This is a genomic window from Chromobacterium sp. CCUG 30098 (assembly GCF_059916605.1).
On sequence record NZ_JAUCGS010000003.1, the window covers coordinates 424,598 to 448,101 of the forward strand.

At 62.7% G+C, this 23,504-nt stretch carries 20 protein-coding genes, 3 tRNA genes and 1 riboswitch; of the genes, 11 read left to right on the plus strand and 12 right to left on the minus strand.

Annotated features, from left to right (window positions below; translation table 11 throughout):
• Window positions 1-10: 10 nt before the first annotated feature.
• Entirely contained in the window at window positions 11-1,720 is a 1,710-nt protein-coding gene (gene betA, locus QUG03_RS10225; protein ID WP_500819934.1) for a choline dehydrogenase, read from the minus strand.
• A 49-nt stretch (window positions 1,721-1,769) separates the two neighbouring features.
• Window positions 1,770-3,239, minus strand: coding sequence for an aldehyde dehydrogenase family protein (locus QUG03_RS10230; protein WP_500819936.1), 1,470 nt, complete (start codon window positions 3,237-3,239; stop codon window positions 1,770-1,772).
• A gap of 325 nt (window positions 3,240-3,564) precedes the next feature.
• Here QUG03_RS10230 and QUG03_RS10235 point away from each other — a divergent pair, with 325 nt between their 5' ends.
• The 3 genes from QUG03_RS10235 (at window position 3,565) to QUG03_RS10245 (ending at window position 6,918) form a co-directional block, all read left to right on the plus strand.
• A complete protein-coding gene (locus QUG03_RS10235; RefSeq protein WP_227107246.1) occupies window positions 3,565-5,373 on the plus strand; it encodes a PAS domain-containing protein in 1,809 nt (602 codons plus the stop codon).
• A 229-nt stretch (window positions 5,374-5,602) separates the two neighbouring features.
• Window positions 5,603-6,646, plus strand: a complete 1,044-nt coding sequence (locus tag QUG03_RS10240; protein WP_227107247.1) for a DMT family transporter — start codon at window positions 5,603-5,605, stop codon at window positions 6,644-6,646.
• On the plus strand, window positions 6,643-6,918 hold the full coding sequence (locus tag QUG03_RS10245) for a hypothetical protein (protein WP_500819938.1): 276 nt from the start codon (window positions 6,643-6,645) through the stop codon (window positions 6,916-6,918). The genes QUG03_RS10240 and QUG03_RS10245 overlap by 4 nt, the downstream gene beginning before the upstream one ends.
• A 364-nt stretch (window positions 6,919-7,282) precedes the next feature.
• Here QUG03_RS10245 and sbcB read toward each other — a convergent pair whose 3' ends face one another.
• From sbcB to QUG03_RS10260, 3 genes are all read right to left on the minus strand, one after another.
• Window positions 7,283-8,698 carry an exodeoxyribonuclease I gene (sbcB, locus tag QUG03_RS10250; RefSeq protein ID WP_253315033.1) on the minus strand — a complete coding sequence of 472 codons (1,416 nt, stop codon included), beginning with the start codon at window positions 8,696-8,698 and terminating at the stop codon, window positions 7,283-7,285.
• Between the two features lie 81 nt (window positions 8,699-8,779).
• Window positions 8,780-9,568, minus strand: coding sequence for an enoyl-CoA hydratase-related protein (locus tag QUG03_RS10255; RefSeq protein WP_227107250.1), 789 nt, complete (start codon window positions 9,566-9,568; stop codon window positions 8,780-8,782).
• Between the two features lie 30 nt (window positions 9,569-9,598).
• Window positions 9,599-10,387, minus strand: coding sequence for an alpha/beta fold hydrolase (locus QUG03_RS10260; protein ID WP_107798398.1), 789 nt, complete (start codon window positions 10,385-10,387; stop codon window positions 9,599-9,601).
• 648 nt (window positions 10,388-11,035) lie between these two features.
• On the opposite strand from QUG03_RS10260, the gene QUG03_RS10265 reads away from it, so the two are divergent.
• Both QUG03_RS10265 and QUG03_RS10270 read left to right on the plus strand, forming a co-directional pair.
• Window positions 11,036-12,214: an ABC transporter ATP-binding protein gene (locus QUG03_RS10265; protein ID WP_500819939.1), complete on the plus strand. Its 1,179-nt coding sequence runs from the start codon at window positions 11,036-11,038 to the stop codon at window positions 12,212-12,214.
• Window positions 12,215-12,329: 115 nt separating this feature from the next.
• On the plus strand, window positions 12,330-13,619 hold the full coding sequence (locus QUG03_RS10270) for an NAD(P)/FAD-dependent oxidoreductase (RefSeq protein ID WP_500819940.1): 1,290 nt from the start codon (window positions 12,330-12,332) through the stop codon (window positions 13,617-13,619).
• A gap of 55 nt (window positions 13,620-13,674) precedes the next feature.
• Here the strand turns inward: QUG03_RS10270 and QUG03_RS10275 are convergent, their stop codons facing one another.
• A complete protein-coding gene (locus tag QUG03_RS10275; RefSeq protein WP_107798402.1) occupies window positions 13,675-13,926 on the minus strand; it encodes a hypothetical protein in 252 nt (83 codons plus the stop codon).
• Between the two features lie 95 nt (window positions 13,927-14,021).
• On the opposite strand from QUG03_RS10275, the gene QUG03_RS10280 reads away from it, so the two are divergent.
• The 3 genes from QUG03_RS10280 to QUG03_RS10290 all read left to right on the plus strand — a co-directional run bounded on the left by QUG03_RS10280 (window position 14,022) and on the right by QUG03_RS10290 (window position 17,046).
• The gene (locus QUG03_RS10280; protein WP_474455884.1) at window positions 14,022-14,411 is read left to right on the plus strand and encodes a DUF1289 domain-containing protein; all 390 of its coding nucleotides are present in this window, start codon (window positions 14,022-14,024) and stop codon (window positions 14,409-14,411) included.
• 33 nt (window positions 14,412-14,444) lie between these two features.
• Entirely contained in the window at window positions 14,445-15,026 is a 582-nt protein-coding gene (locus QUG03_RS10285) for a methyltransferase domain-containing protein (protein WP_500819941.1), read from the plus strand.
• A 199-nt stretch (window positions 15,027-15,225) separates the two neighbouring features.
• Window positions 15,226-17,046, plus strand: coding sequence for a methyl-accepting chemotaxis protein (locus QUG03_RS10290; RefSeq protein WP_488877941.1), 1,821 nt, complete (start codon window positions 15,226-15,228; stop codon window positions 17,044-17,046).
• 65 nt (window positions 17,047-17,111) lie between these two features.
• Here the strand turns inward: QUG03_RS10290 and QUG03_RS10295 are convergent, their stop codons facing one another.
• The 6 genes from QUG03_RS10295 to QUG03_RS10320 all read right to left on the minus strand — a co-directional run bounded on the left by QUG03_RS10295 (window position 17,112) and on the right by QUG03_RS10320 (window position 19,660).
• On the minus strand, window positions 17,112-17,681 hold the full coding sequence (locus tag QUG03_RS10295) for a TMEM165/GDT1 family protein (RefSeq protein WP_107798406.1): 570 nt from the start codon (window positions 17,679-17,681) through the stop codon (window positions 17,112-17,114).
• Window positions 17,682-17,865, minus strand: a riboswitch (yybP-ykoY riboswitch).
• Between the two features lie 38 nt (window positions 17,866-17,903).
• Complete coding sequence (gene mscL / locus QUG03_RS10300; protein WP_107798407.1) at window positions 17,904-18,359, minus strand: large conductance mechanosensitive channel protein MscL; 456 nt, start codon at window positions 18,357-18,359, stop codon at window positions 17,904-17,906.
• Between the two features lie 74 nt (window positions 18,360-18,433).
• The gene (locus QUG03_RS10305) at window positions 18,434-19,282 is read right to left on the minus strand and encodes a DMT family transporter (protein WP_486636737.1); all 849 of its coding nucleotides are present in this window, start codon (window positions 19,280-19,282) and stop codon (window positions 18,434-18,436) included.
• 89 nt (window positions 19,283-19,371) lie between these two features.
• Window positions 19,372-19,447 (minus strand) — tRNA-Asn (locus QUG03_RS10310).
• Between the two features lie 27 nt (window positions 19,448-19,474).
• Window positions 19,475-19,550: transfer RNA gene (locus tag QUG03_RS10315), tRNA-Asn, on the minus strand.
• Between the two features lie 34 nt (window positions 19,551-19,584).
• Window positions 19,585-19,660 (minus strand) — tRNA-Asn (locus QUG03_RS10320).
• Between the two features lie 195 nt (window positions 19,661-19,855).
• On the opposite strand from QUG03_RS10320, the gene ygfZ reads away from it, so the two are divergent.
• The 3 genes from ygfZ to QUG03_RS10335 all read left to right on the plus strand — a co-directional run bounded on the left by ygfZ (window position 19,856) and on the right by QUG03_RS10335 (window position 23,174).
• On the plus strand, window positions 19,856-20,893 hold the full coding sequence (ygfZ, locus tag QUG03_RS10325; RefSeq protein ID WP_107798409.1) for a CAF17-like 4Fe-4S cluster assembly/insertion protein YgfZ: 1,038 nt from the start codon (window positions 19,856-19,858) through the stop codon (window positions 20,891-20,893).
• A 102-nt stretch (window positions 20,894-20,995) separates the two neighbouring features.
• Window positions 20,996-21,301, plus strand: a complete 306-nt coding sequence (locus QUG03_RS10330) for an H-NS histone family protein (protein ID WP_048414938.1) — start codon at window positions 20,996-20,998, stop codon at window positions 21,299-21,301.
• 166 nt (window positions 21,302-21,467) lie between these two features.
• Complete coding sequence (locus QUG03_RS10335) at window positions 21,468-23,174, plus strand: cyclic-di-GMP receptor FimW-related protein (RefSeq protein ID WP_500819942.1); 1,707 nt, start codon at window positions 21,468-21,470, stop codon at window positions 23,172-23,174.
• Window positions 23,175-23,504: the final 330 nt, after the last annotated feature.

Sequence of the window (23,504 nt, forward strand, 5' to 3'; positions counted from 1 at the left end):
GCCGTGGCGTTTACAAGGGGGCGGTTTGCGCCGCGGCCGTTTCGGCGACGGGGTCTTGATCCCCGCCGGCCTGGTAGAACGGCGCGTTCGAGCGCGGCAGCGGCGGCAGTTGGCGGATCAGGTCGGCGATCTTCTCCGCCATCATGATGGTGGGCGCGTTCAGATTGCCGGTGACGATGCGCGGCATGATGGACGCGTCCACCACGCGCAGGCCGGTCAGGCCGTGCACGCGGCCCTGATGATCCACCACCGCCGTCGGATCGGCGGCGCTGCCCATCTTGCAGGTGCCGGACGGATGCAGCGCGGTTTCGGCGTGGGTTTTGACGAAGCGGTCGATCTCGCTGTCGCTGGCGACCTTGTCGCCCGGCTGGATTTCCCGGCCGCGGAAGGCGGAAAGCGCGCGCTGGCCGACGATCTCGCGCGTCAGCCGCACCGCGGCGCGGAACTCCCGCCAGTCGGTGTCGTGCGCCATATAGTTGAATTGCAGCAGCGGCTTGTCGCGCGGGTCGCGGCTGGCCAGCTTGACGTGGCCGACGCTGGGCGAGCGCATCGAGCCGACGTGGCATTGGAAGCCGTGCATCTTGACGGCGTGGCTGCCGTCGTAATTCACCGCCAGCGGCAGGAAGTGGTATTGCAGATTGGGGAAGGCGAAGCGCTCGTCGCTGCGGATGAAGCCGCCGGCCTCGAAGTGATTGCTGGCGCCAGGGCCGCTGCCGTTCAGATACCACTGAGCGCCGATGCGGGCCTTGTTCCACCAGCGCAAGGACGGGTAGAGCGACACCGGACGCAGGCATTCGTACTGCAGATACATTTCCAGATGGTCCTGCAGATTGGCGCCCACGCCGGGCAGGTGGGCGACCACGCCGATGTCGTGTCGGCCGAGTTCGGCGGCGTCGCCGACGCCGGAGCGCAGCAGCAACTGCGGCGAGGCGATCGCGCCGTTGCAGACGATGACTTCGCGCAGGGCGCGAACGCGATGGCTGCGGCCGCCCTGCAGGTATTGCACGCCGACGGCGCGCGCGCCGTCGAACAGGATGCGGTCCGCCAGCGCGCGGGTCCGCACGGAGAAATTGGCGCGGTCGCGAGCGGCGTCCAGATAGGCCAGCGACACGCTGCAGCGCCGCCCCTGGGCGGTGGTGGTGCGGTCCATGGGGCCGAAGCCTTCCTGACGATAGCCGTTCAGATCGTCGGTGCGGGCGTAGCCGGCTTGTTCGCCGGCCTGGATGAAGGCTTCGAACAAGGGGCTGATGCCGGCCTTGGGCGTGGTGACGTGCAGCGGCCCGTCGCCGCCGTGGTAGTCGTTTGCGCCCTTGTCGTAGCTTTCCGCCTTGCGGAAATAGGGCAGGCAGTCGGCGTAGCTCCAGTCGCCCAGCCCGGGCAATTCGGCCCAGCCCTGGTAGTCCAGCGCGTTGCCGCGGATATAGACCATGCCGTTGATCAGCGAGGAGCCGCCCAGGCCCTTGCCGCGCGCCTGGGCCATGCGGCGTCCGCCCATATGCGGCTCAGGCTCGGTCAGATAGGCCCAGTTATAGGTGCGGCCTTGCAAGGGGTAGGCGAGGGCCGCCGGCATCTGGGTGCGCCAGTCCAGACGCCAGTCCGGGCCGCCGGCTTCCAGCAGCAGCACCTTGACGCCGCTGTCTTCGCTCAGCCGCGCCGCCAGCACGCCGCCGGCGGAGCCGGCGCCGACGATGATGTAGTCGAATTCCTGAGAGGTGCTCATCTTGATTCTCCTTATCGGTGAACGAAGGCGGTACCGGGTGAATGGACCCTCAGGCGCCAAACCACCCCATCGGCTTGGGCGCCAGATTGATGTAGCTGTGCTTGAGCTCGGTGTACTCGTCCAGACCGATGCGCGACAGCTCGCGGCCGATGCCGCTGGATTTGAAGCCGCCCCAGGGGGCTTCGGGGAAATAGGGGTGGTAGTCGTTGACCCAGACGGTGCCGAAGCGCAGCGCGCGGCTCATGCGGTTGGCGCGGGCCAGATCCCGCGTCCATACCGCCGCCGCCAGGCCGTAGGGCGTGTCGTTGGCCAGGCGCAGCGCTTCGGCCTCGTCGTGGAAGCGCTCCACGGTGATGACCGGGCCGAAAATCTCCTCTTTGGCGATGCGCATGTCGGCGTGGACGTCGACCAGCAGCGTGGGCTGCAGCCAATAGCCTTTGCGATAGCGTTCGCCGTCCGGACGGCCGCCGCCGTAGACCAGGCGGGCGCCTTCCTCCACGCCGGCGGAGATCAGGCTCAGGATCTTGTCGTGCTGCTGGGCGGACTGCACCGGCCCCATCTGAGTGTCCGGCTGCTGGCCGGGGCCGACGACGATGCGCGGCAGCCGTTCCGCCAGCCGGTTCACGAAGTCGTCGTGAATCTCGTTTTGCAGCAGCAGCCGCGAACCGGCCGAGCAGACCTGGCCGGCGTGGAAGAAGGCGGCGTTCAGCGCGTAGTCGACGGCGGCGTCGAGGTCGGCGTCGGCGCAGACGATGTTGGGGTTCTTGCCGCCCAGCTCCAGGCCGATGCGTTTGAAGTTGGCGCTGGCGGCGCGCATGATGCTGGCCCCCGCCTGAGCGCCGCCGGTGAAGGACAGCAGATCCACGTCGGGATGCTCCGCCAGTTCGGCGCCCGCCTCGGCGCCGCCGCTGACCAGATTGAACACACCCGGCGGCAAATCCAGCTCGGTCAGCAGCTGGGTGAAGCGCCAGCTGCTGAGCGGGGTCAGGCTGCTGGGCTTGAGCACGACGCAATTGCCGGCGCCCAGCGCCGGCGCGATCTTCCAGGCCGCTTGCAGCAAGGGGTAGTTCCACGGGGTGATCAGGCCGCAGACGCCCACCGGCTCGTGCAGGGTGCGGCTGATCACCTGCTCGGGCGCCGGGTTGACCTGGCCGTTCTCGGTGGCCACCAGGCCGGCGAAATAGCGGAAGGTGGCGGCGATGTCGCCCATATCGGTGCGGCTCTCGCTCAGGGTTTTGCCGGTGTTCAGCGTCTCCAGCTCGGCGAGGCGCTCGCTGTCGCGCTCCACTAGTTGGGCGATGTCCAGCAGCAGGCGGCTGCGTTGGCGCTGGGGGGCGAGCCGCCAGGGGCCGTGATCAAACGCCGCGCGGGCGGCGGCGATGGCGGCCTGCGCATCGGCGCGGCCGCCGTCTGCGGCGACCGCGATCTCGCTTTCGTCGCAGGGATTGAGAATCTGACGGGTTTGCCCCTTGGCGGCGTCGCGCCATTGGCCATCGATGAAGAGCTGGGTAGAGATCATGGCAGCCTCACGCAAGAGATGAAATTAACCATTGGTAAATAAATTTACCTTTGGTTTAATTGTAGTGTCGATTCGGCGCGGCCGGCAATCCGTAATCAGCTATGGTAATGATGGATGTATTGAGTTTGGCTATATTGGCGAGGTTCAAGCCGGGCCGGAGGCCGGCCTGGCTTGCTTGGCTGTCGGGCTTGTGCTTTGCTTCGGGATTTTTCCGGCCTGAGTTAACATGGCCGGCTGACAGCCGCAGGCTGTGGCGCGCGCGCATCGGCGCGCCGTGTTCGCATTCAATTACCCAGGAGGCGCGGCCGTCGCCGCGACCAGTTGCGTGTCGTCAAATCAAGTCAGTCAAACCCTTGTTCCCGCCGGAGATGAAACCTTCGCCACCCGCCTGAAGGAGGTGCTGGGGCGCAAGCGCGTCATGCTTAAACAGGTGGCGGAAGCCCTGGGCGTATCGTCCGCCGCCGTGCACAAATGGACGCGCGGCGGGGAAATCGAATATCGCAAACTGCGGGTGTTGGCGGATTTTCTGGGCGTGAACTGGATCTGGCTGCGCTACGGCGAGCAGGCGGTGCTGGATCTGGCGACGGCGACGACGACGGATGCGCAATTGACGGAGATCCGCCGCAAGCATCTGGCGGAGATCATGGAAAGCGAAGCGCGGATGAAGTTCGCGCAGAAGGTGTCCGGCATCGTCACCTGGGAATGGAACATCCTGAGCGACGCGGTGGCTTACTCCGCCAACGCCGAGCACTTGTTTGGCCGCCCGGTGCGCCTGCTGTCCGATTTCTGGCTGGCGCTGGATCCGGCCGACGCGCCGGCCTTGCGCGCCAAACTGGAGGCGTGCCTGAACTCCGGCGCGGCTTACGAGGCCGAGTTCCGCGTGCGCTGGCCGGCGGGCGACACGAGATGGATCGCCTCGCGCGCCACCTGCGTGCTGGACGCCGACCGCCGTCCGGTGAAGATGATAGGCGTCAGTTTCGACATCACCCAGCGTTGCCTGGCCGAGCAGGCCTTGCGTCAGAACCAGGCCATCCTGGACAAGGCGCAGTCCATCGCCCATTTGGGCAGTTGGTTCTGGGATGTGCGCAAGGACGACTGCATCTGGTCGGATGAGGCTTACCGGATTTTCGGCTGGCAGCCGCAGGCCTTCAAGGTGACGATGGAGCGTTACTTCGCCGCGATGGCACCGGAGGACCGGGATCGCATCGATCGGGCCATCCGGCGGGCGATCGATGAGCGCCAGCCTTATTGCGTGGAGTACAGCATCCTGCTGCCGGACGGCCGCCGCCGCCAGATTCACGAGGAGGGCGAGGTCTTGTACGGGGAAGGGCGGGCGGAGGCCATGATAGGCGCGGCTCAGGACGTCACCGACAGCCGGCAAGCCGCGGTGGCCTATAGCGAAAGCGAGGAGCGTTTCCGCGAGATCTTCGAGCAGGCGGCGCTGGGCCTGGCGCATCTGGGCCTGGATGGTCGATGGCTCAAGGTGAATCGCCGTCTGGCCGAGATGACGGGCTACGCGCCGTGGGAGATGGAGGGGATGAGCTTCCAGCAACTGACCCATCCCGACGACCTGGAGGACAATCTGCTGCGGCTGGATCAGTTGCTGAGCGGAGAGGTCGCCAGTTTTTCGCTGGAGAAACGCTTGCTGCGCAAACAGGGCGGCCATGTCTGGGTGAACGTCAGCGCCTCGTTGAGCCGTCACCCGGTGAGCGGCGAGCCCTGGCATTTGATCGCCGCGGTGGAGGAGGTGGCCGCGCGGCGCGAGGCGCGCCGCGCGCAGGAGGAGGCCCGGTTGCGCAGCGAATTGGCGCTGCAGTCCATCGGCATGGCCAGTTGGGAATGGGATCTGGGCGCCGGGCGGCTGCGTTTGTCGCCGCAGGCCGCGCGGCTATTGTTCGGCGAGGCTTTGGAGGAGACGACGGAGCAGCGCTTTCTGGACGGTTTGCGCATCGCCTCGCGGCAGGGGTGGCTGGACAGCCTGGAGGCGATTTTCAATATTTCCAGCCGCGCTCAGCTGGATGTGTCGTGGCATGGCGAGGGCGGCAAGACTTTGCCGCTGGTCTTGTCGCTGGTGGCGCAGCGCGGGAGCGACGGCGCGCTCAGCCGCCTGATCGGCGCTTTGGGCGCGCGCTGATCTCGGTCGCCTAGCGTTGAGGATGCATGGAACCAGCCGCTTGTCGGCTGGCTTTTTTGCGTCCGCCGTGGCTGGGTGTGGACTAATTGACTGTTGGTGAAAAAATTAACTTATGGTAATTTTTGGCCCTCGTCTGGCAAGGCAGATGGATTTCGTCTTGTTGCGTTCGAACCCAGAATAGGCGCCGCTGGAAGCTTGGGCGGCGTCCGACAACAGGAGCTGACGCGCTATGAACAGCATGCACAGACAGCGGTATCTTCGCCGCCGAACCCGCTGGGGTTATGGCTGGGCCTTGTGGGCGGCGGTGTTGTGGGGCGCATGGTATGTGCCCGGCGCCGCGGTGTGGCACGAGGCGCCGCTGGCCGGGCTGACGCGGGGGCGGCCCGAGTGGTTTCTGATGGCGGCCGCGGTGTTGACGGCCTTTCACGCCTGCCTGGTGGCGGCGTTTCAATTGTTGTGGCTGGCGGCCTTGGGCAAGCTGGCCGACTTCTTCCGCACGCTATGGCGCTTCGGCGGCATTTCCAAGTGGTATTTCCTGGCCGCGGTCTTGGGCGGCCTGATGGCCAATTTCGGCTCATATCTGGCGATGGGTTACGTGGGCGCGGTGTTCGCCGCGGTGGCGGGCCTGTTGTATCCGGTGGTGGGCGCGGCCTTGGCGCGTTTGTGGTACCGCGAGCGGATAGATCGGCGCGCGGCGCTGGGCATCGCGGTCATCGTGCTGGGCGGAGCGGCGATTTACGCGCCGGGCCTGCTTGGGGACCTGAGCGGCGACGGCGACGCGCGCTGGCTGGGCTATCTGGGCGGCGCGCTGGCGGCGCTGGGCTGGGGACTGGAGGGCGCCATCGTCGGACGGGCGATGGATGTGACCGATCCCGATTGCGGGGTGGCGATCCGCTATCTGGCCGAGGCCCTGTATTGGCTGCTGCTGATTCTGCCGGCGCTGGCCTGGCTGACGCCCTTGCCGGTGTATGCGCTGGCCGGCGAGCTGTGGTCGTGGCGGCCTATGCTCTATCTGACGGTGGGCGGGCTCAGTTTCGCTTTCTGCGCCGTGGCCTGGTACAAATCCTTTCCCTTGATCGGCGTTGGGCGCGGCCAGGCGATCGGCGCTTTCTACGCGCTGTTCGCCACCTTGTTCACCGCCGCGTTCACCTTGAATTTTCCCGAGTGGCATTTTCTGATCGGCTTGGCCCTGGTGATTCTGGGCGGCTTCGTCATGGTGTCGGACAGCGAGCGCCATCCCGGCGCGGTGCGCAATGTGGAGGGCGGGGCGTGAAGGTGCACATCAAGGGTTTTATCCTGCAGGCTTTGGCCAGGCAGCCGGGCTTGTGGGACGTGGAGCTGGCCCGGCGCATCTGCCGGGAGTACCGCAAACCGGAAGACGCCTACTGGCTGGGCATGGTGAGGGCCTGCCTGGCGGATTTGAGCGCCAGCGGTCTGGTGGTGGCCTTATGCGAGCGTTGGCAGGAGGAGGGCGCGCGCCTGCTGTTCAATTATCGGGTCAGCGAGTTCGGGCTGGAACGCATGCGGCAGACCGGTTTGGTCTAGATGCCCGCGCAAAGTCTCGCGAGCAAGAGCGAGACAAGACGATAACGGCTAGAAGGCGGAATGTACTCGTGGCGCATGAGCATGTCGAAGACGGGTTCAAGGCCCCGTTCTAGCCATCTCGCCGACGCGCGGCAGACATTGAACCGCTTTTAAGGAGAAGGGCATGTCCGACTATTGGGGTTATGAAGGCGCATCCACGCTGGCGATGGTTGTGATTGTGGGTTTGAGCCTGGCGGCTTTATTCGTCGCCAGGCGTTATGTGAGAACGCTATAGCTCTGAAGGCAGGCCCTGCGCCGCGCGCGCATTCCGTTTTCTCCGCCGCAAGGGCTTGTCCCGCCCTTGCTCTCAGGCTTTGAACCGACTTTACAGTTGCGCGGCGTAGGCTTCCAGCTGCGCCAGCACGTCTTGCGCTTTTTCGCTCAGCTCGCCGGCGCGGGCTTCCTCCAGTTCCTGGCGGAATTGCCGGACATCGCGGCCGGGTCCGCCGTTGAGCTTGGCTTGACGCCATGTCTGCCAGCGTTCTTGCTCTTCGCCGGACAGGGAGCGCGGGAAGTTGCGCGCGCGGTAGCGGAACAAGAGTTCGGCCAGCTGGGGGTCTTCGAAGAAGGCCATCTCGCCGGTCAACTGGTCGGCCGACATGCGGCGCAGCTTGGTCAGCACTTTGCGATCGTTGTTGGAGACGAAGCCGCCGTATAGATTTTCGTCGACGTCGCGCGGCTCGCCGGTTTCGCGCTTATACACCTTGCGCCAGACCGGGCTCAGATCCGGCAGCGCGCCGGCGTAGTCGGCGTGGCGCTGAACCTGCTCCATGTCCACGCCCCAGTGCGCGGCGCGCTCCGGGCTCAACACCTTGAGGTTGGCGACCACGAACGGCGATTTATTGATGTGCACGGTTTTGAGCGGCAAACGCTGCACGCCTTCCGGCAAATCTTCGCTGCGGGTGTACAAGCGCTCTCGGATGGCGTCCGGGCCCAGGCCTTGCAGTTCGCGGGGGTCGTGGGCCAAGTCCCAGACAATCACCTCGTTGGCGTTGTAGGGGTGGGCCGCCAGCGGCCAGACCACGGCCATATTGCCGCGCTCGGCGCCGTACATGCCGGAAACGTGCAACACGGGTTTGGGCGCGTGGAGGCTGAGCTGGACCTTGACCGCGTCTTTCTTGCGCAGCGACAGGTAGAAGTCGAACAGCTTGGGCTGGTGTTGTTTGATCAGGCGCGCCAGCGCGATGGTGGCGCGCACGTCGGAGAGGGCGTCGTGGGCGGCTTCGTGCGCCAGGCCGTTGGCGGCGCTCAAATGCTCCAGTTTGAAGCTGGGGCGTCCATCCTCGTGCTGCGGCCATTGGATGCCGTCCGGGCGCAGCGCGAAGGTGGCGCGGACCAGGTCCAGTAGATCCCAGCGGCCGCATTGGTTCTGCCATTCGCGCGCATAGGGGTCCATCAGATTGCGCCAGAACAGGAAGCGGGTGACTTCGTCGTCGAAGCGGATAGAGTTGTAGCCGACGCCTATGGTGCCCGGCGTCGCCAGCTCGCGTTCGATCACGCCGGCGAATTCGTGCTCGGCCACGCCGTGCTGCAAACACCATTGCGGGGTGATTCCGGTCAGCAGGCAGGCCACCGGAGACGGCAGGTAATCGGGCGCGGGCCGGGCGTAGAGCATGACCGGTTCGCCGATTTCATTCAGCTCGGCGTCGGTGCGGATGCCGGCGAACTGCGAGGGGCGATCCTGGCGCGGCACGGCGCCGAAGGTTTCGTAATCGTGCCAGAAGAAGCTGTGGTTGGACATGGCGGCAACAATGCGGTGAAGTTGGCCGCATTGTCGCACCCATGGCGCGGCAGGGCCAGCCGCGCCGTTCCCCGCCGCTTGTTAATCCATCCACGAGGGCTTGCGCGTTTCCAGCATGGCCTGAACGCCCTCGCGGCCTTCCTCGCTCAGGCGGATGGCGACAATGCGCTGGATGCAGATTTCCATGCCGTCCTCTCCGACGCCCAGGCCGGCGATGTCGGCCAGCAGCCGCTTGGCTTCCAGCATCGCCGCCGGGCTGTTGATCAGCAGATGGTTGATCAGGAAGTCCACCGCCATGTCGAGCTCATCGCTTTCCACCACCTGATGCACCAGCCCCAGGCGTTTGGCCTTGCCGGCGTTGAAACGCTCCGCGGTCATGAAGTAGCGGCGCGTCGAGCGCTCGCCGATGGCGCGGACCATATAGGGCGCCACCAGCGCGGGGATCACGCCCAGCTTGACGTCGGAGAAGCTGAACAGCGCTTCGGAGCTGGCGATGGACACGTCGCAGCAGGCGACCAGCCCCGCGCCCAAGCCGAAGGCGGAGCCCTGTATCTTGGCGATGGTGGGTTTGGGCAAGGTGTCCAGCGTGCGCAGCAGCTTGGCCAGCAGGCGGGCGTGGCGCTCCAGTTCCTCGCGGCCGAAACCGGCCATCCGTCGCATCCAGTCGATATCGTGGCCGGCGGAAAAGCTGATGCCGCTGCCGGTCAGCACCACGGCGCGCACGCTAGCGTCTTCGGCCAGGGTTTCCAGCATCGCGGTCAGCAGGCCGACGCTGCTGTCGTCCAGCGCGTTCAGCAGTTCCGCGCGGTTGAGGGTGATGGTGGCGATTCCCTTTGAATCAACGGCAAGCAAAACGGATTCGGCGGTCATTCGGTTCTCCTTGTTCTGATGATGGGCGTTTCAGCCGTGGCCAAAACGGATAATGCTGCGGACAAAGGCGTCCGCGGCCTCGATGTGCAATACATGGCCGGTGCCCGGCAGAATTTCCAGCTGCGCGCCGGGCAGCCGTTCGCGCAATAGTTCGGCTTGATACAAGGGCGTCAGGCGGTCTTCGTCGCCAACCAGTATATGGCAGGGCATGCTCAGCTCGTGCAGCCAGGTGCGCGCGTCGTGCTCGGTGACGCCGGCGATCAGACGTATCACCGCGTCCCAGTCCACCATGCCGGCGATCAGCTTCATATCGTCGAGCATGGCGGCGTTGCTGGCGAGAAATCGGCTGGAAAACAGCCAGGGCACGCTGACCGCGTAACGCAAATCCAGCCCGCCGCTGCGGTTGGCCGCAATCCAGCTGTCGCTGATATGGTTGTTGACGCTGTCGGCCCAGGCCAGCGTGGCGGCCAGCAGCAGCCGCGACACGCGCTCGGGATGACGATGGGCGAAGTGCTGCGCCACCATGCCGCCGTAAGACAAGCCGGTGAGATAGACCTCCGCAATGCCCAAATGATTCAACAGACCGGCGGCGAGGTCGGCTTGTTCGCTGAGCGGATATTTGTCGCCGCCGGGGCGGTCGCTTTGGCCTTGGCCGAGAAAGTCGAAGCGCAATAGCTGGAAGTGCGGTTCCAGTTGCGGCTGCAGCAGGGCCCAGGCGGCGGTGGACATGGTGATGCCGTTGAATAGCGCCAGAACTTGGGCGCCCTGTCCGCTGAGTTCGTAATAGACCTTGTGTCCGGCGATTTCGGCATAGGGCATGGCGGTATTCCTTTGGTCAGGCGTTGCGCGGCGTCAACATGCATGCTTCATTCTAGAGCGCGTCGGCGTTTGCGGGGCAATTTGCTGGCGACGCGGACGCGTGGCGAGGACGCGGCGCCGCGCGCGCCGGTTCGCCAGTGGTGGAAAAGGGTAAAGTGTTTGACGAATTAAACAATGATGGTGGGGTTTTCGCCGCCGGCGTCTTAGGGGAAAGGGCCGGGTTTTCGGGTTTGACCGGCCAGCCTGGGTGAGGCGCGCGCGCCACAGAGGCGATAAATTTTCGAGAGCGTTTGCACTAGATATTGTCAAATTTATTAAACGTGGCATAGGCTTCTGTTCAAGACTAAAACGACAAAGGCGCTCGCCGTCGTCGCGGCCGCCGGGCCGTGTTCGCATTAAGCGCCGTACAGAGGAGACATCATGTTGGCAATTGGCACGGCGGTGGCGGCATGGCCACGCGCTCTCGCGGCGGGACCGCCGGCCGGCGCAGGACGCCGGACGGATTCTTGAACCCATGCGCGCGGGCCCAGGCCGGCGCGATCATCCAGCAAGGCATTCGATTGCCGCCGCGCCGCCTCGAGACGAGGCCCGCGCGGCGGACGCAGCCGGCCCGCGCCGCTGCGGAATTGCAATAGAGGGAACGACTCAATGACGCAAGCTATTGCCGCCAAACCGGCCCAGTCCGCTTTTTCCGCCCACAACGCCCAGGCCGCCGGAACCCAGGCCGACGCCGACAAGGCTTATCTGCGCATTGCCGGCGTACTGAAAAAGTTCGGCGATCATGTCGCGGTGGATCATGTGGATCTGGATATCCGCAGAAATGAAATCTTCGCCCTGCTAGGCAGCTCCGGCTGCGGCAAGTCCACCTTGCTGCGCATGCTGGCGGGCATGGAGACGCCGACTTCTGGCCGCATCATCCTGGACGGGGAGGACATGCAGGGCCTGCAGCCGTACGAACGGCCGGTGAACATGATGTTCCAGAGCTACGCCTTGTTTCCGCACATGACGGTGGAGCAGAACGTGGCGTTTGGCCTGAAACAGGACAAGGTGCCGCGCGAGGAGATCGCGGAGCGGGTGGGCAAGATGCTGGATCTGGTGCAGATGCGCAAGTACGCCAACCGCAAGCCGCATCAATTGTCCGGCGGTCAGCAGCAGCGGGTGGCGCTGGCGCGCAGCCTGGTCAAGCGGCCCAAGCTCTTGCTGCTGGACGAGCCTCTGGGCGCTCTGGACAAGAAGCTGCGCCAGCAGACCCAGCTGGAGCTGGTCAATACCATCGAACAGGTGGGCGTGACCTGCATCATGGTGACCCATGATCAGGAAGAGGCGATGACCATGGCCAGCCGCATCGGCATCATGAGCGAAGGCTCCTTGCTGCAGGTGGGCACCCCGTCCGAAATTTACGATTACCCCAGCTGTCGCTTCACCGCGGAATTCATCGGCGAGAGCAATATTTTCGAGGGCGCGGTGGTGGTGGACGAGCCGGATCTGGTCGAAGTGCGCTCGCCGGAGCTGGGCGGGGACATCCGCATCGACCACGGGATTACCGGCCCCAAGGGCATGCACGTCTGGGCCAGCATTCGGCCGGAAGACGTGAGGCTGGACATCAAGCCGTTGCCGGCGGGCCCCAATGTCGCCGCCGGCGTGGTGGAGGACATCGCCTATCTGGGCAGTTATTCCATCTATCACGTGAAACTGGCCAGCGGCAAGGTCGTCAAATCAGTGGTGCCGTCTTCGCGCTGGTATGATGCGGGCGAAACCGCGCCGACCTGGGGAGATCCGGTCTTCGTCAGTTGGCGCCAGGATGTACCGGTGGTGTTGACGCGCTAGCGCCCACGCACGCGCCGCAGCGGATGCCGCATGGCATCCGCTTTTTCTTCTCTTTCCCGAGGCGTTTGGTCCGCCCGGCTTTGGCCGCCATTCCTGTTTTCATTGAGAGGTCTTCATGCTTAGCTTTGCCCATCAGGCTCACGCTCCATCCTATTACGTCGCCACCGCTCTGCCCTGGGAGCCCGGGGCGGCGCTGGAAGGCGTCGCCGACTGCGATGTCTGCGTGGTGGGCGGCGGGCTGGCGGGCTTGTCGGCGGCGCTGAATCTGCGCGAGCGCGGATTCTCCGTGGTTCTGCTGGAGGGCGCGCAAATCGGCTTTGGCGCCTCGGGGCGCAACGGCGGACAGGTGATTTCCGGATTCGCTTGCGGCGTCGACACGCTGCGCGCGCAATTGGGCGACAGCCTGGCCAAGCAGATGTGGGACATGTCGGTGGAGGCGGTGGACATCATCGAACAACGGGTGCGCCGCCACGGCATCGATTGCGATTGGCGGCGCGGCTATGTCAGCGTGGCGGTCAAGCCGCGGCATATGCAGGAGTTGGAGGACTGGCAGCGAGAGGCGGCGCAGGCCTATGACTATGGCGGCATGCAGCTGTGGGACCGGGACGAACTCAGGACCCGGCTGGCCAGCGATCGCTACCAGGGCGGGTTGTACGACCCGCGCTCCGGCCATCTGCACCCATTGAACTACACGCTGGGCCTGGCCCGCGCCGCGCGCGAGGCGGGGGTGGCCATTTACGAGCAAAGCCCGGCGCTGCATCTGAAGCGGGGGGCGCGGCCGCAAGTAGCGACGGATCGGGGCGTGGTCAATTGCGACCAGCTGGTGTTGGCCTGCAATTCCTACATCGGCGCGCTGGTGCCGGAGCTGGAACGGCGTATCATGCCGGCCGGCACTTATGTGATCGCCACCGAGCCCTTGGGGAAGGAGCGGGCCGAGGCCTTGATCGCCAACGATATGGCGGTGTGCGACACCAATTTCGTGCTGGATTACTATCGTCTGTCCGCCGACCACCGCTTATTGTTCGGCGGCAAGGTCAGTTACTCCGGACGCGAGCCGGCCCATTTGGCCGACGGCATGCGCAGCGATATGCTGCGGGTGTTTCCGCAACTGGCCGACGTCAAGATCGACTATGCCTGGGGCGGTTTTTGCGACATCACGGTGAACCGCGCCCCTGACTTTGGCCGTTTGGACGGCAATGTCTATTATCTGCAAGGCTTTTCCGGGCACGGCGTCAACATCACCGGCCTGGCCGGCAAGGTGGTGGCGGAGGCGGTGGCCGGAGACGCTTCGCGCTTCGACCTGTTCGCCAAGATTCGTCATAATCCCTTCCCCGGCGGCAAATGGCTGCGCACGCCGGCCTTGGTGCTGGGCATGGCTTATTTCCGGATGCGGGATTATTTATAAGCGGGCGTCGTCGCGCCGCGGACCCTGGGCAGCCTTCGCGCTGCCTTTTTATTTTTCAGGTGGGGTCCAGATAATCGTAGCCGCCCCAATCCAACGCGTAGGCGGTATGGTTGTCCGCGGTGCGGACGGGTTTGAGCAAGCCGTTTTGCTGCATGTAGACTAGGTGCTCGTGAACGTCGGCCGCGCTGTATTCGCCGCCGGATTCGCGCGAGAGCGCCTGAAACAGTTTGTGTTCGTCTAGATACTGGATGTGCATGGTCTGCAGCAGGCGTAAGGTGCGGAAAATCAAGGTTTCATTGCGGGTCATGACAGCGGATATTTTATTTTTATGACTATTCATTTATCTGACACTTTAGTTTGGCGCGTCAAGAAATATGACATTATTGTTTCAAGGGCCGGGGCATGACGACGGAGCGCCCTGATTCGCCTTGCATCGCCGTGTGTTCCACCGCGGTGGGCGACGATATCTGCCGCGGCTGCGCGCGCAGCTTCGACGAGATCTCGCAGTGGTGCTTCATGGACGCGGAGGAGCGGGAGCGGGTGTGGTTGCAGCTGCCGCTGCGTCAGCGCGGATTGAAGATCGCCGCGGTGTTCTCCTGCCTGCCGGAGCTTCATCAGGGCGAGGATGGGGGCGAGTGGATGAGCGTGCCCTGCCTGCCCTTGTGGTTCCGCATGGAGGGGAACTGCCTGCGTTGGCTGCGGGTGGGAGAGCCGGCGTGTCAGCGCGATTGCGCCGGCTGGAGTCCGGCGCAGGTGGCCGCCTTTTTGCGCGAGCAGGCGGGCGTTGAATAGAACGAGGGGAAGGCGATGGCGCAGGACAGTTCTTTGACCGAGTTTTGGGATGTGCGTTATCGCGACGGCGTGACGCCTTGGGAGGGCGCGTGGCTGAGTCCGGAGGCCCTGGCGTTTTTCCAAGCTCAGCCTGCCAGTCGAATCTTGCTGCCCGGCTGCGGCAGCGCCGGAGACTTGCCCCTGTTGCTGGACTGCGGCCATCAGGTGCTGGCCGTCGATTTCAGCACGCAGGCGGTGGAGATCGCTCGCGCGCAGTGGCCGCAGGCGGCCGCCCATATCCGGCAGGCGGACTTTTTCGCCGTCGAGGAAACGCCGTCTTTCGACATGGTGTTCGAGCGGGCCTTTCTCTGCGCGTTGCCGCCCCGCCTGCATGTCCGCTATGCGGAAAAGATGGCGCGCTTGTTGCGCCCCGGCGGCGCGCTGCTTGGAGTGTTCTTTATCGCGGACACGCCGCGCGGCCCGCCGTTCGGCTTGGGCATGTCGGCCTTGAGCGCTTTGCTGGAGCCGGCTTTCGTGTTGGAGAGTTGCGCGCCGCAGGCGGAGGGCGTGCCGGTGTTTGGCGGTCGGGAGTGCTGGATGGTGTGGAGAAGGCAACACGGAAACGGGGATTTGTAATACATTGACATGGCCTATTTGATGATAATCAATAGTCAGCCAACTATTCCAAAAACAAGGCCGCTATCGCTTAGCATGGCTGACTGAAGTCAATAAACAACAATAATTCTAGATAACAGCGACGGGCGGGCCCGAAGCGCCGGAGGGCGCGGGGCCGGCACCAGCCGCTGAACGGGATTGCGGAGCAAGAGGAGAAGTCATGCAGTGGTTCTGGCGCGTGTATACCCTGGTGGAAAAGACTTTCTGGGATACGTTGACCAAGAAATTGTGCAGTTTCTTTTTCATCAGCGTGTTTCAGCTGGGCATGGTGGCTTATGTTTATTATGTGCTGGAAAACATACGGAGTTCGCTGAAAGGGCAGGTCGCTTCGCCCCAGGTGTTGGCCGGCATCGAGTCCAGCATCGACGGCGCGCTGTTTTGGACGATGGCGCTGTGGGTGGTCAGCGTCGCTTTCATCGCCTTCATGGTCTGGTATCTGCGCTTTCTCATCGTCAGACCGCTGAAAATGATTATCCGGATTTTCAATGAAATCGGCGCCGGCGAGGGGGATCTGTCCAGAGACATTCCCACCATCACCCATGACGAAATCCGCGAATTGTCGCTGTCGTATAACCGTTTCCTGCTGAAAATGCGCGAGATCATCAGCAATGTGCGGCTGATGACGGTGCGGATCGCGATGGATTCGGCGCGCACCCGCAAGAACGTGGTCGAATCGCTGGAGGGCGCGCGCAAGCAGGATCAGCTGGCGACGCAGGTCCGGGCCGCCAGCGATCAGAGCACCGAGGGCGTGGGCCAGGTCACTGAGCAAACCCAGGCGATCTCGTCCACCACGCTGGCCAATCTGGATGTGGCGCGGGAATCCTACGCCGAACTCAAATCCGTGGCGGAGAGCATCTACGGCATCAACCAGAAAGTGGGGCATTTCAATCACACGGTGGATGATCTGAGTCAGCGCTCCTCCAGCATCAAGACCATTGTCGATCTGATCAAGGACGTGTCGGACCAGACCAATCTGCTGGCCTTAAACGCCGCGATAGAGGCGGCGCGGGCCGGCGAGAGCGGACGCGGTTTCGCCGTGGTGGCCGATGAGGTGCGCAAACTGGCCGAGCGGGTCAAAAAGGCCACCGACGAGATTTCGCATAATATCGACGGCATGTTGGGGCTGGTGTCGGAGACCCAGGTGGAAACCGCGCAGATCACCGAGGACACCAAGTCGGCGCGGGAGATCGTCTCCAAGGCGTCCGACCATTTCAGCAAGATGATGGGAGACTTCGAAACCACGGCGAGCAGTCTCAGCCAGATCGCCGCCACCATGTCGGAGTTCGTCGCCTCCAATGGCCAGGTCAATCTGCATGTGGCGGAAATCCACGAACTGGGCCATCAGGTGACGGACCGTCTGAACCATACCGAAGACTCGGCCACCAAATTGTCCGGCGCGGCGGAGCAGGTGCAGCAACTGGTGGCGCGCTTCATTCTGGGCGAGGGCGAGTTCGACCAGATCATGCAAACGGCCCGCGAGGCGCGGGATGAATTGCAAACCATGATGGCCGCGCAACTGGCCGCGGGCGTGGCGCTGTTCGATCAGAACTACCAGCCCATCGCCGGCGCCAAGCCGGCCAAGTTCCGCACTCAGTACGACGCCAAGCTGGAAAAACTGATGCAGCCGGTGTACGACCGCGCCGCCAAGTCCGTGCCCGGCGGCGTGTTCTGCCTGGCGGTGGACACCAACGGCTACGCGCCGACTCACAATAGCTGGTATAGCCAGCCCTTGAGCGGAGATGCGGCCAAGGACCTGATCAACAGCCGCGACAAGCGCAAGTTCGCCGATGCCGCCGGTTTGCGGGCCGCGCGCAGCACGCAATCCTTCCTGCTGCAGACGTATACCCGCGACACCGGGGAGGTGCTGTCGGAAGTGGTGCTGCCCATCATGTTGTCCGGCAAGCATTGGGGCGGCTTCCGCCTGGGCTTCAACCCGGAGCAGCTGTTGGAGGCGCTTGGGCGCGGAGCCGCTCGGACTTGAAGCGCTGCAGGTCGGTAGGAAAGCAAAACGGAGGCCGCGGCCTCCGTTTTGTTTTGAGCGTTGCCTCAGATCTGCAACGGGCTTAGCAGGGTGATAATGCCCAGGCCGGCGAACAAGAGCGCGGCAACGGTGTGCACCAGCTTTTGCGGCAGCTTCTTCGCGGCCACCTCGCCCAAGAGCACCGCGGGCACATTGGCCAGCATCATGCCCAGCGTCGTGCCGGCCACCACCAACAGCAAGGCCTCGGGAAAGCGCGCGGACAGCGCGACGGTGGCCAGCTGCGTCTTGTCGCCCATTTCCGCGATAAAGAAAGCGATACAGGTGGTGCCGAACACGCCGAAGCGCTCCATGAGCCGGCTGTCTTCATCCAGCTTGTCCGGAATCAGCATCCAGCCCGCCATGGCGAGAAAGGAAAGACCCAAGCCCCAACGCATGAAGTCCGGTCCTATCTTGCTCATCAGCCAGTGACCCACCGCGGCGGCGGCGAAATGATTGAGCAAGGTGGCGACGAAGATGCCCAGAACGATGGGCATGGGTTTGCGGTAGCGGCCGGCCAGCATCAGGGCGAGCAATTGGGTTTTGTCGCCGATTTCAGCCAAAGCGACGATGCCGGTGGAAATAAGGAAGGCTTCCATGAAAACTCCGGGGGCTGCGCATACGCCATGACAAGCCCGCGCCGCAGCCCCGCGTTGCGCAGACATGTCATGGGTCTTGCCAAACGGAAGTTTTCGTCGCATGCGCCATGGCCGTGATGGCCAAGCCTGTTGACGCATGCCGGCGCTGAAAACCGCGCCGAGGCTACTCCCCCAGAACCAGCCGATTCTAAATCAGTTGGCGTAGCGGGGCAATCTCCGCTCTTAGAGTTGAGACGTGCACTGCGGGCATCGAGAAGCTTTTTCCGGAATGCTGGACACGCAGAACGGGCATTCCTTGGTGGCGGGGGCCGGCGCGGCGGCCGGTTCTTCGCGCTTCAGCCGATTGATGGCCTTGACCAGCATGAAGATGGCGAAAGCCACGATGGTGAAGCTGACCATGGCATTGATGAACAGGCCGATATTCAGCGTGACGGCGCCGGCCTGTTTGGCCGCGGCCACGGACACATAAGGTCCAAGCTGTTTGCTGCCTTCTTTTAGCACGAAGAACATATTGGAGAAATCGACGTTGCCGATCAACAGGCCGATTGGGGGCATGATCACATCGTCGACCAGCGATTTGACGATGGCGCCGAACGCGCCGCCGATGACGACGCCGACCGCCAGATCGATGACATTGCCTTTCATGGCAAATTCTTTGAATTCTTTAATAATGGACATGGTTGGCCTCTGTTTAAATAGCGTTAAGCATTATAGGACATTCGGTCGCCGTCGCTCCACCGCGGGTCTTTCTATCAGGCGGCTGAGCGTGAGCGGACGGGCAGGCTGCCAAGCAAGGCGCCGCCAAGAATGAGCACGATGGCGGTCAGAGCGACGGCGTTCAATTGACCCTGGCCGCTGCCTATCAGCAGCAAGGTGGACAGCAGCGGCGTGGCGTAGGACAGGGAGCCGATCTGCCTGGGGTCGCCTTCCTTCAGCGCGCGGTCCCATAGAAAGAAGGCGCCGCCCATCGGCCCGATGCCGAGCAGGATCAGGGCCAGCCATTGGCCGGCGCTGGGGGCGACGCTGGGTTCGAACAGGGCGTGACACAGCAAGGAGAGCAGGCCGGACAGCAGGCAGAAGCCGCCCACCGCGCTATTGGGAAAGCTGGGTAGTCTGCGGGTCAGCAGGCTGAAGGTGGACCACACCACGGCGGCGGCGATGGCGAGCAGATAGCCGGCGAGATGGCTGCTGGACAAGGCGAGCTTGCCCCCGCTGACAATCAGCGCCGCGCCGCTGAAGCCCAGCGCGCCGGCCAGGATGTGGCGGCCATGCAGCACGGTGCCCGGCACCAGGATGGGGGAGAGCATGACGATCAGCAGCGGCCACAGGTAATTCAGCAGATTGGCTTCCATCGCCGGCGCGTGCCGAAACGCGAAGAACAGCAGGAAGTGATAGCCGAACAAGCCGTAGATCCCCACCAGCAGGGTGGGCGCCGGGACTTTCCAGTCGCGGTAATGGCGCAGGCTGAGCAGGCTGCCGATCAGCAGACAGACGCCAACGACGAAGAAAGGGGGAAGCGAGCGTGTTTGAGCGCCAAGCGCGGCCAGAGAGGCCCAGAGCAGGATGGCGCCCCCGGCGAAGGCAATCGGTCTGGAAATCATTATTATTCCAATGGGGAGGGTGGGCCGATTGTAAAACGGAAGCGAAAATGGAAAAAGCCACAATCCGGAGATTGTGGCTTTTGAAATTTTGGCTCCCCGAGCAGGGCTCGAACCTGCGACCTGCGGATTAACAGTCCGTCGCTCTACCAACTGAGCTATCAGGGATCATAATGCGGTGATGCGGGCTTGTTTTGGCTCCCCGAGCAGGGCTCGAACCTGCGACCTGCGGATTAACAGTCCGTCGCTCTACCAACTGAGCTATCAGGGAATGGAAAACAAGCAATTCTCAAACTGAGCCGGAGTGGCTCCCCGAGCAGGGCTCGAACCTGCGACCTGCGGATTAACAGTCCGTCGCTCTACCAACTGAGCTATCAGGGATTTGAGTGAGGGCGAACTATAGCTTCAGCCTGTCGGGCTGTCAACACTTGCGCGGCTGAAAATCGCTTGCGTCTGTCGGGCGGCTTGGACGTGGCGTTGACGCCCGCAATTCACCGCTGGCGAAGGGAGGCGGCGGCGCGTTAAAATTTCGTTTGTTGACAATGCGGGAATAGCCGCGTTTTTGAGGTGGGTTAAATGAATCTGGACGGTAAGCTCAGGCTGGATGCGCGCGCGGAGCGGGCAAATAAAGATGCGGCGGAAATGAATGTTCATTTGCGGCAGTTGGAGTCTTTGCGCGCAGGCGCCGCAATATCGGTTCTGGATAAGCATAAAATCATCCAGGTGGCGGGAGAGGACGCGGAGGCCTTTTTGCAAGGGCAGCTTTCCAGCGATGTGCGGGAGTTGTCGGACGAAAGCCATGCCCAGTACAGCAGTTACTCTTCAGCCAAAGGACGAATGCTGGCCAGCTTCCTGGTTTGGCGGAGCGACGGCGTTTATTGCCTGGCGGTGTCGGCGGATCTGGCCGAATACGTGGCCAAGCGCCTGAGCATGTTTGTCTTGCGCTCCAAGGTGAAGGTATCCATTGCGGATAATCTGACCTTGATTGGCCTTGCAGGCGCGACGGCGCTGAATACGCTGGCCATTGAGCCGGCATTGGCGGCAAGCGTTGGGCCGCGTGAAATGATTCGAGTTGAATTGGGCCTGTTGATAGGCCTGCCCGGGGCGGGCTGGGTGCTGGCGGTGGATGAGGCCGGCGCAGAGCAGCTTGGCGCAAGGCTGACGGAGGCGGCGAGCCTGGTGTCCTCCGGCGTTTGGGACTGGCGGGATATTGACGCGGGCATCCCTTGGGTCAGTCTGGCGACTCAGGAGCAGTTTGTGCCGCAAATGGCGAATATGGAATTGATTGGCGGGGTAAGCTTTAAGAAAGGCTGTTACCCGGGGCAGGAAATCGTCGCCAGATCGCAGTATTTGGGGAAAATGAAGCGCCGCATGTTCAAAGTGGCATTTAAACAGCCGCTCGCCATCGGCGCCAAACTCTATAGCCCGTCCGTGGCGGGGCAGTCGATTGGCATGGTGGCTGCGGTTTGCCAAGTGGCGCCGGATCAATATGAAGGCTTGGCCGTGGTTCAATTTCAAGCCTGGGAAGAAGGTATTTACGCTGACGAGGCGTACACAATAAGGCTTCAACAACTGGAGCTGCCCTATTCCTTGAATGAGGGGGCTGAGAATTAATTGATAATTTCTGTTTTGTTTCCTTGACTTGAGTGGAAAGGCTTGGCTACATTATCATCTGTAACGCACCACTACTCTTACAATATATTTGGGAACATGCTAATGGAACTGTCGAAATTGGATTTTACTCAGCTGGTGGCTCTGCGCGCCGATGTCGAAGCTGAAATCAAGCGCCGCGAAAGCGAAGAAAAGTCCAAAGCCAAGAAACAAATCATTGAACTTGCTCGCGCTTATGGTCTGAGCGTGGAAGAAGTGCTGGGCAAAACCGGCGGCGTGCGCAAGCCGGTGGAAGCCAAGTATCGTCACCCGGCCAGCCCGGAGCTGACTTGGACCGGCCGCGGCCGTAAGCCGGTGTGGGTACAAGAGTGGATCTCCAGCGGCAAAGCCCTGGACGCTCTGGCTATCTAAGCAAACTGCGGGTTTGCAATGAATTTCGAAAGCGCCTGTCATGGGCGCTTTTTCTTTGTCCGACGGCCAGCGGGCCGGCTTGCGGCTTGCTATAAATGGATGTAGCGTTCAAGCTGTTTCGCGTAGTGATTGAAATGTGCTGACATTGTCTTGAGAGTGGGCGGCTATGCTGGATTTTTTTTCAAGAGGGGCTAAAGGTCGCTCCGACCCGTTGGCCAGCGCGGAAGCGGCCAGGGAGTTCGTGGCGGCTTTGAAGAAGGAGCATGGGGCGGCCGCGCATGAGCGCGTGGTGGCCTTGCTGTCGCCATTGGAGTTGGATTGGCACAATATCTCGGTGGATCGCGTCGAAGCGCTGCTGGCGCTCAATCAAGAGACCGAATCGCTGCACGAAAACCTCTGCGCGCAATACTTGCTGAATACGCGCATGCCCAAGGCGCTGGAAGCGCAATTGCGAAGCCAGATACTGGCGTACGGCAAATGCTTCATCGATAGTTATCAGCATGTGCTGACGGTCGACGCCGATTCCGTTGAAGGCGCCAAGGTGCTGACGCTGCTGCCCATCGTGCTGTCGCGGATGATGTTCTATCTTGGCGAGCATGCGCGTTGGCATTGGGTTCGAAGCTTTAATCCGGAAGAGGCGTTTTGGCTGGGGGTCAACCAGCTATATTGGTTCGCCGAGCATCATGGTTGCGATTCCGTGCCGGTGTTTCTATTCGGCGATGGTCAGCCTGCGACGACGGTTCAGGATCAATTCCTCATCTTGCATATGCTCGCCGTGTTGACCGGGGGCAATCTCAGCGCCAGGCAATTGCACTTCGCCTATCAATTGCTGCAAGTGCTTAGCAACCGTATGTCATTAACCCGGGCTTGCGCGGAACATTCGAGTTTTGTGGTCTCTTTAAAAGGACCGCATCCCGCGGCAAGAGCGTCGGGCGGCCTGGTGGACGAAGCCGCGCGCTACTGGGGGACGACGGATCTGGTCGAAATTCTGCACGGCTGGAGCATTGTATTGGACGCCGGCAGAGTGCCGCCTGAAATTAAACGCATGATGGAGCCGGGCATAGACGCCAATACCTTGCGCGCTTTGATGCGGGAGTGGGCCCCCCAGCAAATGCGTTTTGAAAGGGCGGAGCGGGTGCCCGTTTCCGGGCAGAGCATAGAAGTGGCGTATCGCCTGCCCGTGCTGCACCGTTTGATTCGGGTCGTGGACGAGGCCAAGCAAACGGGCGCGCTGGAAGACGGTAATTTCGATGATGCGGCCAATATCCGTATTTATGGCTTCGTTACCACCAGGAAGCGGGACAAGGGCGTGCCGATGCCTGGGCTTGCCTTGGGCGGGGAGGCTGTTTCTCAGCCGGCAAAAGAAGAGTTTTCGCGCTGGGAAGTCGACAACGTCAGCCAAACCGGACTGGGTGTGACTTTGGGGGCGATGGGGAACGAATGGGTGGGCCTGGGCGCCTTGATCGGTTTTCGCGAGAAATCGGTGGATGGCTGGAGTCTGGGCGTGGTGCGCCGAGTGAAGCGTAATTCGGCGGATCAGATCTACCTCGGGGTTGAAACCCTGAGTAGAAGACCGGTGGCGGCTTCGCTGCGGCCAACCGATGTGAGGCTGATCGATCCCACGCTGCCGCCTGAACAGGTTTGGCTGGCCGGGCATATCGCCTTGTTCGTGCCATGCCAGCGCTCGGGCAAGGTAGTGAACGCCTTATTGCTGCCGCTATCCTTATATGTGTTGGGCAAGGAATTCTACATGACGGCCAAGGGCAAGCATTTCCAGCTCTCCCTGGGTAAGGTGATGGATAAGGGCAGCGATTGGTGCTTGATCGAGGTGGAATTGGTCCAGGCTTTGGAGAAGCTGCCGGTTATGCCGTGACTTCCCATCATTAAAGGTGAGATTGAGAACGGGCCGAAGCTAAGCTTCGGCCCGTTTTTCATGGTTCGGCGGGGCGGTTGAGGTGTGTCGGCAAATATCCCTTTTGGATATTGCTTGCCGCATCAAGGGCTTGGCCTGCGGGGTCCGCTTTTGTTGAGGTTTTTCTCGCAAAAGGTGTTGACGGGTTTAGGGGCCTGACGTATAGTTCGCCTCCTCAGCAGACAACGCAGCGACGGAAACGAAACGCAGCGATCTGCACCGATCTTTAACAGAACGAATAACCGATAGGTGTAAGTGCTCGGTCGATGACCAAACACTTGCACTGCAAGA

What these genes read in the sequence shown, in the direction of transcription:
- betA (WP_500819934.1), bottom strand. Translation starts at nt 1,720, where the DNA reads ATGAGCACCTCTCAGGAATTCGACTACATCATCGTCGGCGCCGGCTCC.
- QUG03_RS10230 (WP_500819936.1), bottom strand. Translation starts at nt 3,239, where the DNA reads ATGATCTCTACCCAGCTCTTCATCGATGGCCAATGGCGCGACGCCGCC.
- QUG03_RS10240 (WP_227107247.1), top strand. Translation starts at nt 5,603, where the DNA reads ATGAACAGCATGCACAGACAGCGGTATCTTCGCCGCCGAACCCGCTGG.
- sbcB (WP_253315033.1), bottom strand. Translation starts at nt 8,698, where the DNA reads ATGTCCAACCACAGCTTCTTCTGGCACGATTACGAAACCTTCGGCGCC.
- QUG03_RS10255 (WP_227107250.1), bottom strand. Translation starts at nt 9,568, where the DNA reads ATGACCGCCGAATCCGTTTTGCTTGCCGTTGATTCAAAGGGAATCGCC.
- QUG03_RS10260 (WP_107798398.1), bottom strand. Translation starts at nt 10,387, where the DNA reads ATGCCCTATGCCGAAATCGCCGGACACAAGGTCTATTACGAACTCAGC.
- QUG03_RS10265 (WP_500819939.1), top strand. Translation starts at nt 11,036, where the DNA reads ATGACGCAAGCTATTGCCGCCAAACCGGCCCAGTCCGCTTTTTCCGCC.
- QUG03_RS10270 (WP_500819940.1), top strand. Translation starts at nt 12,330, where the DNA reads ATGCTTAGCTTTGCCCATCAGGCTCACGCTCCATCCTATTACGTCGCC.
- QUG03_RS10275 (WP_107798402.1), bottom strand. Translation starts at nt 13,926, where the DNA reads ATGACCCGCAATGAAACCTTGATTTTCCGCACCTTACGCCTGCTGCAG.
- QUG03_RS10280 (WP_474455884.1), top strand. Translation starts at nt 14,022, where the DNA reads ATGACGACGGAGCGCCCTGATTCGCCTTGCATCGCCGTGTGTTCCACC.
- QUG03_RS10290 (WP_488877941.1), top strand. Translation starts at nt 15,226, where the DNA reads ATGCAGTGGTTCTGGCGCGTGTATACCCTGGTGGAAAAGACTTTCTGG.
- QUG03_RS10295 (WP_107798406.1), bottom strand. Translation starts at nt 17,681, where the DNA reads ATGGAAGCCTTCCTTATTTCCACCGGCATCGTCGCTTTGGCTGAAATC.
- mscL (WP_107798407.1), bottom strand. Translation starts at nt 18,359, where the DNA reads ATGTCCATTATTAAAGAATTCAAAGAATTTGCCATGAAAGGCAATGTC.
- QUG03_RS10305 (WP_486636737.1), bottom strand. Translation starts at nt 19,282, where the DNA reads ATGATTTCCAGACCGATTGCCTTCGCCGGGGGCGCCATCCTGCTCTGG.
- ygfZ (WP_107798409.1), top strand. Translation starts at nt 19,856, where the DNA reads ATGAATCTGGACGGTAAGCTCAGGCTGGATGCGCGCGCGGAGCGGGCA.
- QUG03_RS10330 (WP_048414938.1), top strand. Translation starts at nt 20,996, where the DNA reads ATGGAACTGTCGAAATTGGATTTTACTCAGCTGGTGGCTCTGCGCGCC.
- QUG03_RS10335 (WP_500819942.1), top strand. Translation starts at nt 21,468, where the DNA reads ATGCTGGATTTTTTTTCAAGAGGGGCTAAAGGTCGCTCCGACCCGTTG.